Here is an 8011-nt window from a genome sequence, read left to right as displayed (position 1 = left end):
CGTTAATTTCGCTTTTCTTGCAAAACCTGCTTTTTAGCCAGCAAACGCGGGATCCGCCGCGTTACGGGAGGTATACGCAGCACCAGAAGCGCAGCACCCATAAAGGCATAGATCGCCCACTCCTCGAGATCAGCACGCACGATCCACAGCATATGCAGCAAACCCAGACCCAGAATCACGTACACCAACCGATGCAACTTCTTCCAGCGCGAGCCCAAACGACGTTGACTGTAGCGATTGGACGTCACCGCCAACACCAACAGACCAAGGAAACCCAACGCCCCCACTATTATGTAGGGCCGCTTACGTAACTCGACCGCCAACTGCGACCAATCGAACCCCAGGATAAACGCCATATAGCTGCACAGGTGCAAAACAACATAGGCAAAACACCAAAGCCCCAATTGCCGGCGTACAGCAATCCACCCCGCCCAGCCGGTGAGCTTCTGCAAAGGCGTCATGCTCAAGGTGATCAGCAGCAGCACCAATGTTCCGAGCCCCAACCGATCCACCAACACCTTGCCAGGATCAGGTCCAAGCGAATCCTCGAGAGCCTGATACAACCACAGCATCGGCCAGATAGCCGCCGCAATGAAAACGCCTATACGCCAGAACGGAAATCGCATTAGTAGTTCTTCCGCAGATCGAGCCCTGTATATAAAGAAGCGACTTCATCCGAGTAGCCGTTGAACATCTGCGTATCGCGTACATTCGGTTTGAACAGACTGTTCGGCAGACGTCGCTCCCGTGCCTGCGTCCAGCGCGGGTGATCAACTGTCGGGTTCACGTTCGCGTAAAAACCGTATTCATCTGCCGCAATGCTTTGCCAAGTGGTTTTCGGCTGCTCGCTGACCAGACTGATACGCACGATGGATTTGACACTCTTGAAGCCATATTTCCACGGCACCACCAAACGCAGTGGCGCGCCATTCTGATTCGGCAACTCTCGGCCATACATACCCACCGCCAGAATCGCCAAAGGATTCATCGCCTCGTCCAGTCGCAAGCCTTCTACATAAGGCCAATCGATCAAGGCGAACCCAGACCGCTGACCTGGCATGCTCTTGGGATCCTGCAAGGTTTCAAAGCGAATGTACTTGGCTTTGGACGTTGGCTCGACCTGCTTGAGCAGCGCCGAGATCGGAAAGCCAATCCACGGAATAACCATCGACCACGCCTCGACACAGCGCAGGCGATAGATTCGTTCTTCAAGTTGATAGGGCTTCATGAAGTCTTCCAGCGCATATCGCCCCGGCTTACCCACCTCCCCGTCTATCACCACACTCCACGGTTCGGTTTTCAGCGAGCCAGCATTCGCCGCCGGATCACCCTTGTCGGTTCCGAACTCATAGAAGTTGTTGTAGTGGGTGGCGTCTTTATAAGGTGTGATTGCCTCATCCTTGACGTTGACTGCTCCCCATTTAGTAGAGGACAGCTTGTCGTTAAACCAGGCAGGTGCTTTACCGGATTCGACATCAGCATACCTGGGAGCATCCTCGGCATTGGCCCAACGTGGCAAGCTACTGACGGCGATACCGGCAGCAGTAGCCCCCAGCAATTGGCGGCGAGAGAGATAAATGGCTTCAGGCGTGACATCCGACTCGTGGCAATCGGACGCTTTGGGGACTTTGATCAACATGGCAACTCCGCAGCTTTGGAGGACTGATGCACCCATAGACTGCGGAGTATGCGGGAAATTACATCACTCGGCTTTTTTGTGCCGACGAAGATGCAACAGGTACTGCACAGGGCCGGAAGCCGCGTAAGCAAGGAACACCAGCAGCAGAATGCGCGGTGGATCGCTAAAGACCACGGCGAACACCAGCACCACAGCAAGGATCGCCACGAACGGCACGCGCCCCTTCAGGTCCAGCTCCTTAAAGCTGTTGTACTTGATGTTGCTGACCATCAGCATGCCGGCCGCCGCAACCATCAGTGCGACCAGGAACGACATCTTCGAACCCTGAATGCCGTAATCGCTGAACGCCCAGACAATCCCCGCGACCACACCGGCAGCCGCCGGACTGGCCAGACCGATGAAATAGCGTTTGTCCGCCGTACCCACCTGAGTATTGAAGCGCGCCAGACGCAACGCCGCGCCCGCTACATAGATGAAGGCGACCATCCAGCCAACCTTGCCCATGTCGCCCAACGCCCAACCGAACGCCAGCAGCGCCGGGGCAACACCGAACGCAACCATGTCCGACAGCGAGTCGTACTCGGCACCGAAGGCACTTTGCGTGTTGGTCATGCGCGCCACGCGACCGTCGAGGCCGTCGAGCACCATAGCGACGAAAATTGCGATCGCGGCGAACGCGAAATACTTGCTCGCATTGGCCGAGTCGCCGGCGCTTAGAGCAGCCTGGGCGCTCATCGAGTTGATGATGGAGTAAAACCCTGCGAACAGGTTCGCAGTGGTGAACAGATTCGGCAGCAGATAGATACCACGATGCCGGACTTTACGACCTTCTGCGTCGTGCCCTTCTTCGATGTGTTCATCGATGGGCAGCAGGCTTTCGGCGTCAGAAGCCTTGTTCGGCTCTTCGGGACGTTCGCTCATGGACATTACCTTGCAACGGTTTGGAGAAATTTCGACAGGTGCTTGAGGACGACAGTTCGGCCACAAACGCTGCAGCTTTATACCAGAACCACCGCCTCAAACGAAAAAACGCGGCCGAGGCCGCGTTTTTCGTACAAGGAACGACGACTTAGTTTTTGGCTTTGTCGACGATCTTGTTGGCACCGATCCACGGCATCATGGAGCGCAGCTGCTCGCCGATGACTTCGATACCGTGAGCGGCGTTGTTACGACGCTTGGCGGTCATCGAAGGGTAGCCGGTTGCGCCTTCGCTGATGAACATTTTGGCGTATTCGCCGTCCTGAATACGTTTCAGGGCGTTGCGCATGGCCTGACGGGACTCGGCGTTGATCACTTCCGGACCGGTCACGTACTCGCCGTACTCAGCGTTGTTGGAGATCGAGTAGTTCATGTTGGCGATACCGCCTTCGTACATGAGGTCAACGATCAGCTTCAGTTCGTGCAGACATTCGAAGTAGGCCATTTCCGGCGCGTAGCCAGCTTCAACCAGGGTTTCGAAACCGGCTTTTACCAGTTCAACGGTACCACCGCACAGAACGGCTTGCTCGCCGAACAGGTCGGTTTCGGTCTCGTCCTTGAAGGTGGTTTCGATGATGCCGGTACGACCGCCACCAACGCCAGCAGCGTAGGACAGTGCAACGTTTTTGGCGTTGCCCGAGGCATCCTGGTAGATCGCGATCAGGTCAGGAATACCGCCGCCTTTCACGAACTCGGAACGTACGGTGTGGCCCGGCGCTTTCGGCGCGATCATGATCACGTCGAGGTCGGCACGCGGAACAACCTGGTTGTAGTGAATCGCGAAGCCGTGGGAGAAGGCCAGGGTGGCGCCTTTCTTGATGTTCGGCTCGATTTCGTTCTTGTACAGGGAAGACTGGAACTCGTCCGGGGTCAGGATCATGACCAGGTCGGCAGCAGCAACAGCGGAAGCAACGTCGGTCACTTTCAGGCCGTGAGCTTCAGCTTTGGCAACGGTGGCCGAACCTTTACGCAGACCAACGGTAACGTCGACACCGGAGTCTTTCAGGTTGCACGCTTGGGCGTGGCCCTGGGAACCGTAACCGATGATGGCAACTTTCTTGCCCTGGATGATCGACAGGTCGCAGTCTTTATCGTAGAAAACTTTCATGAATTTCCCCTTTATATCCAGGCCGTTCAGGCCATTCGCTAATTTGGTTTAGATGCTGAGTACTTTGTCGCCGCGGGCAATGCCGGTCACGCCACTACGGACGGTTTCCAGAATCGATGCGGTGCCGATGGACTGAATGAAGCTGTCGAGCTTGTCGCTGGTACCGGTCAATTGAACGGTATACACGCTGGCACTGACATCGACGATCTGTCCACGGTAAATATCGGTGGTGCGTTTGATCTCGGCGCGCTGGGCGCCAGTGGCCTTGACCTTGACCAGCATCAGTTCGCGCTCGATGTGAGCGCTTTCCGACAGGTCCACCAGCTTGACCACTTCGATCAGCTTGTTCAGGTTTTTGGTGATCTGCTCGATGACTTCATCGTGGCCCACAGTGGTCAGCGTCAGACGCGACAGGGTCGGGTCTTCGGTCGGGGCCACGGTCAGGCTTTCGATGTTGTAGTTGCGCTGCGAGAACAGGCCGACTACGCGAGACAAAGCGCCGGGTTCGTTTTCCAGAAGCAAGGAAATAATGTGCCGCATGATTAAGTACGCTCCGTCTTGCTCAGCCACATATCGCGCATCGAGCCGTCTTTGATCTGCATCGGATAGACGTGCTCGCTGGTGTCGACCGAAATATCGATCACGACCAGGCGATCCTTCATGGCGAACGCTTCTGCCATCTTCGACTTCAAATCTTTCGATTCGGTGATGCGTACGCCAACGTGGCCGTAGGCTTCAGCCAGCTTGACGAAGTCAGGCAGCGATTCCATGTAGGAGTGCGAGTGGCGGCTGCCGTAGCTCATGTCCTGCCACTGACGAACCATCCCCAGAACACCGTTGTTGAGGATGACGATTTTCACTGGCAAGCCATACTGCAGGCAGGTCGACAGTTCCTGGATGTTCATCTGGATACTGCCTTCGCCGGTGACGCAGGCAACGTCGTCATCCGGGAAGCTCAACTTGATGCCCATGGCCGCCGGGAAACCAAAGCCCATGGTGCCCAGACCACCGGAGTTGATCCAGCGATTCGGCTTGTTGAACGTGTAGTACTGCGCAGCGAACATCTGGTGCTGACCCACGTCGGAAGTGATGAAGGCATCGCCTTTGGTCACTTCGCAGAGGGTTTCGATCACGGTCTGCGGCTTGATCAGGCTGCCGTCGCCCTTTTCATAAGGGAACAGGCCGCGATCACCGCGCCATTCATCCACCTGCTTCCACCAACTGGCCACAGACTCCTTGTTCGGGGTCTCGCCGATTTCCTTGAGAATCGCGACCATTTCGGTCAGGACACTCTCAACCGGACCAACAATTGGCACGTCGGCCTTGATGGTCTTGGAAATCGAAGCCGGGTCGATGTCGATGTGGATGATCTTGGCGTTCGGGCAGAACTTCGCCGCGCCGTTGATCACGCGATCGTCGAAACGCGCGCCGACCGCGAGGATCACGTCAGCATGGTGCATCGCCAGGTTGGCGGTGTAGCTGCCATGCATGCCGAGCATGCCGATGAACTGCCGGTCAGTACCCGGGAAACCACCCAGGCCCATCAACGTGTTGGTCACTGGCAGGTTGAGCATTTTCGCCAGTTCGGTCAGCGGTGCGGAACCGTTGCCGAGAATTACGCCGCCACCGGAGTACATGACCGGACGCTTGGCCGCCAGGAGCATTTCTGCTGCCTTGCGGATTTGCCCGGAGTGACCACGAACAGCCGGGCTGTAGGAACGCAGCTTGGCTTTCTTCGGGAAGATGTATTCGAACTTCTCGGCCGGGTTGGTCATGTCTTTCGGGATATCGACTACGACCGGGCCCGGACGACCGGATTGCGCGAGGTAGAAGGCCTTCTTCATGACTTCCGGGATTTCCGAAGCGTGCTTGATCATGAAGCTGTGCTTCACGATCGGCCGGGAGATACCGATCATGTCGGTTTCCTGGAACGCGTCGGTGCCGACCATGGTGCTTGGCACCTGACCGGAAATGATCACCATTGGAATCGAGTCCATATAGGCGGTCGCGATACCGGTAATGGCGTTTGTGGCGCCAGGACCGGACGTCACCAATACCACGCCGGCTTTACCGGTGGCACGGGCATAACCGTCAGCCATATGGGTTGCCGCTTGTTCGTGACGAACCAGGATGTGAGTCACTTCCGGTTCTTTGAACAGGGCATCGTAAACATGCAGGAGAGCACCACCCGGGTACCCGTAGATATATTTGACACCTTCGTCACGCAAAAAGCGGACGAGCATCTCACCGCCAGATAAAAGCTCCACGTTGTTCACCTCTAAAACGCCAGAATACCGTCCACAAAAAAGGGGCGGGTCTTAATAGGTTTACTTCTCGGCAGAGCATGAGCGACGGTGGTCGCCGACTACGTCAGCACTGACTGAGCAAGTATTGGGATCGTCCCAAGTGTTGCGGGCCTTTCCCACCCAGCGCGAGGTAACGCGTTGCGGGTGTAACAGGTCGGCGCGGGTGTGCGCCTCATGATCTACCGAGTGGGTCTGCTTCTGGCAGTCCCTCTACAGCGGACTTTGGATTCTTCTGTTTCGCCCTCTCCAAGTCAAGCCGTCTATGTGGTTAATTGTGGGTAAGCACATGAGAACGCAAGAAAAAACCCGAAAACCGCTACTCTGTTAGTGTCAATTGCGCAACTTTGCCAAGGAATCAGCATGCGAACGCTCCTCCTCACTCTGCTGATCGGCCTCAGCCCGTGGTGCATGGCCGCTCAAATCTATAAATGGGTCGATGCCCAGGGTGTCACGCACTTCGATGCGCAGCCGCCACCGGGCCAGCCGTCCACCACCCTGCAGACGCCCTCCTCGCCTCCGCCGAAACCGGCGGCAATGCCGGGCAGCGGCGTGCTGGGAGATCAGAAGGCTATCGATGACAAGGTCAAGAAACAGGTGGCTAACCAACAGGCACAGCTAAAACAGTTCTGCGAACAGGCTCGGACGAACCTTGCGCAATTGCAAAACAATCCGCGCTTGAGAGAAGAGGTGGAGGGACAGTTGCGCCGGCTGGATGATGCGCAGCGTCAGGAACGCATTGTCGAGGCTCAGAAACAGATAGCCGAGAATTGCCAATAGGCATCTGCAGGACTGTAGGAGCTGTCGAGTGAAACGAGGCTGCGATCTTTTGACTTTAAAGATCAATAGATCGCAGCCTTCGGCAGCTCCTACACAGAATCGGTATTAGCGCGAGGCAGTGATCAGCAGGTCAAACTCTTTGAGCAACACCTGAAGCTGACGATCCTTGCCCTGCACATTGCGCTGGGCGAAGACCATTTCAGCCATTTCCTGAATCCCCGAGGCATTCGGCAACGGCAGATCCTGTTCGAGGATGTATTTCATCTTCGGCAGGAAGATCCATTGCAGCCACTGCTCGAAATCCAGCGTATCGACCGAAAACGGCTCGACACTGCTCAACGCTTCAGCTGACGGCGCAACTTCGTCCCACCAACCCTGCGTGCGCAGTTCACGCTCGATCAGTAGCAACTGATCGGCGATTTTCGGGAAACGTGCATCCATCACAGCGAAACCCTGGCCTTCTGACGGGCCTGAGCGGCACCGGCGGAATCGCCTTGTTTCTCGCGGGACTGAGCGATGATTTCCCACAGGTTGGCTTGCAGGTCCGGACGACCGTTGGCCATGGTCAGCGCACGCCGGGCAAACTGCTCGGCTTGCGGCGCATCACCTTGGGCCATGCGAACCTGCGCCAGACGATAAAGCACTTGCGGTTCACGCGGAGCGACACGCTGGGCACGCTCCAGGCTCGACGAGGCACCGTTGAGGTCACCGCCGGCCTGTTGCTGTTGCGCGGTGGTCAGCAAAGCGAGTACCGGCCCGTCAAGTTGCTCATCGGCCGACAAGCCGCCACCACTGCTGGCAGAAGGAATCCCGCTTGGCGTCGATGGCATGCTGTAGCTGCCGGAATTGATCGGCGCGGACTCAGCCGGCGAAGGGTTGTACGGACCCGACGTGATACCGCCGGATGCCGCGCCAGGCACGATTGGCGAAGCGCTGATCGGTGTCGACACCGCAGCGCCGCCACCCGGCACCATCACCACCACACCAGTATCACCTTGCGGAATCGCCTGAGTCTGGCCCTGTGCTGGACGCTTGACCGTCGTTTGACGGAAACCGCCATTGGCCGAAATGCGCTCGCTGTTGGACACCGCAGTACCGGAATCAACCACCGGAATCGAACCACGCTGTACGGTAGAGCAGCCGCTGAGCAAAGCCACGGCGGTCACCGCTGGAATCAACCACTTGTTCACTTGAAACCCTCTT

The 8011-nt window shown here is 57.1% G+C and carries 9 protein-coding genes; 1 reads left to right on the top strand and 8 read right to left on the bottom strand.

The window, feature by feature from the left end; genetic code table 11:
* Window positions 1-2: 2 nt before the first annotated feature.
* The 6 genes from msrQ to ACI514_RS30070 all read right to left on the bottom strand — a co-directional run bounded on the left by msrQ (window position 3) and on the right by ACI514_RS30070 (window position 5992).
* A complete protein-coding gene (msrQ, locus tag ACI514_RS30095) occupies window positions 3-626 on the bottom strand; it encodes a protein-methionine-sulfoxide reductase heme-binding subunit MsrQ (protein WP_160059434.1) in 624 nt (207 codons plus the stop codon).
* Window positions 626-1639, bottom strand: coding sequence for a protein-methionine-sulfoxide reductase catalytic subunit MsrP (msrP, locus tag ACI514_RS30090; RefSeq protein ID WP_160059435.1), 1014 nt, complete (start codon window positions 1637-1639; stop codon window positions 626-628). The genes msrQ and msrP overlap by 1 nt, the downstream gene beginning before the upstream one ends.
* Window positions 1640-1702: 63 nt before the next feature.
* Entirely contained in the window at window positions 1703-2560 is an 858-nt protein-coding gene (gene pssA, locus ACI514_RS30085; RefSeq protein WP_016983477.1) for a CDP-diacylglycerol--serine O-phosphatidyltransferase, read from the bottom strand.
* A 148-nt stretch (window positions 2561-2708) separates the two neighbouring features.
* Entirely contained in the window at window positions 2709-3725 is a 1017-nt protein-coding gene (gene ilvC / locus ACI514_RS30080) for a ketol-acid reductoisomerase (RefSeq protein WP_007909969.1), read from the bottom strand.
* Between the two features lie 48 nt (window positions 3726-3773).
* Window positions 3774-4265, bottom strand: a complete 492-nt coding sequence (ilvN, locus tag ACI514_RS30075; RefSeq protein ID WP_003176102.1) for an acetolactate synthase small subunit — start codon at window positions 4263-4265, stop codon at window positions 3774-3776.
* Window positions 4266-4267: 2 nt separating this feature from the next.
* A complete protein-coding gene (locus tag ACI514_RS30070) occupies window positions 4268-5992 on the bottom strand; it encodes an acetolactate synthase 3 large subunit (protein WP_093434972.1) in 1725 nt (574 codons plus the stop codon).
* Window positions 5993-6391: 399 nt separating this feature from the next.
* Between ACI514_RS30070 and ACI514_RS30065 the strand changes: the two genes are divergently transcribed.
* Window positions 6392-6808 carry a DUF4124 domain-containing protein gene (locus ACI514_RS30065; RefSeq protein WP_405122867.1) on the top strand — a complete coding sequence of 139 codons (417 nt, stop codon included), beginning with the start codon at window positions 6392-6394 and terminating at the stop codon, window positions 6806-6808.
* Window positions 6809-6913: 105 nt separating this feature from the next.
* On the opposite strand, the gene ACI514_RS30060 is transcribed toward ACI514_RS30065, so the two are convergent.
* Window positions 6914-7249, bottom strand: coding sequence for a YqcC family protein (locus tag ACI514_RS30060; protein ID WP_160059437.1), 336 nt, complete (start codon window positions 7247-7249; stop codon window positions 6914-6916).
* Entirely contained in the window at window positions 7249-7998 is a 750-nt protein-coding gene (locus tag ACI514_RS30055) for a hypothetical protein (protein WP_405122866.1), read from the bottom strand. The genes ACI514_RS30060 and ACI514_RS30055 overlap by 1 nt, the downstream gene beginning before the upstream one ends.
* Between the last annotated feature and the right edge of the window lie 13 nt (window positions 7999-8011).

The sequence above is a fragment of the Pseudomonas sp. M20 genome (assembly GCF_045037865.1).
Taxonomy (GTDB): Bacteria; Pseudomonadota; Gammaproteobacteria; order Pseudomonadales; family Pseudomonadaceae; genus Aquipseudomonas.
This window is presented reverse-complemented; position numbering and strand designations above follow the sequence as displayed.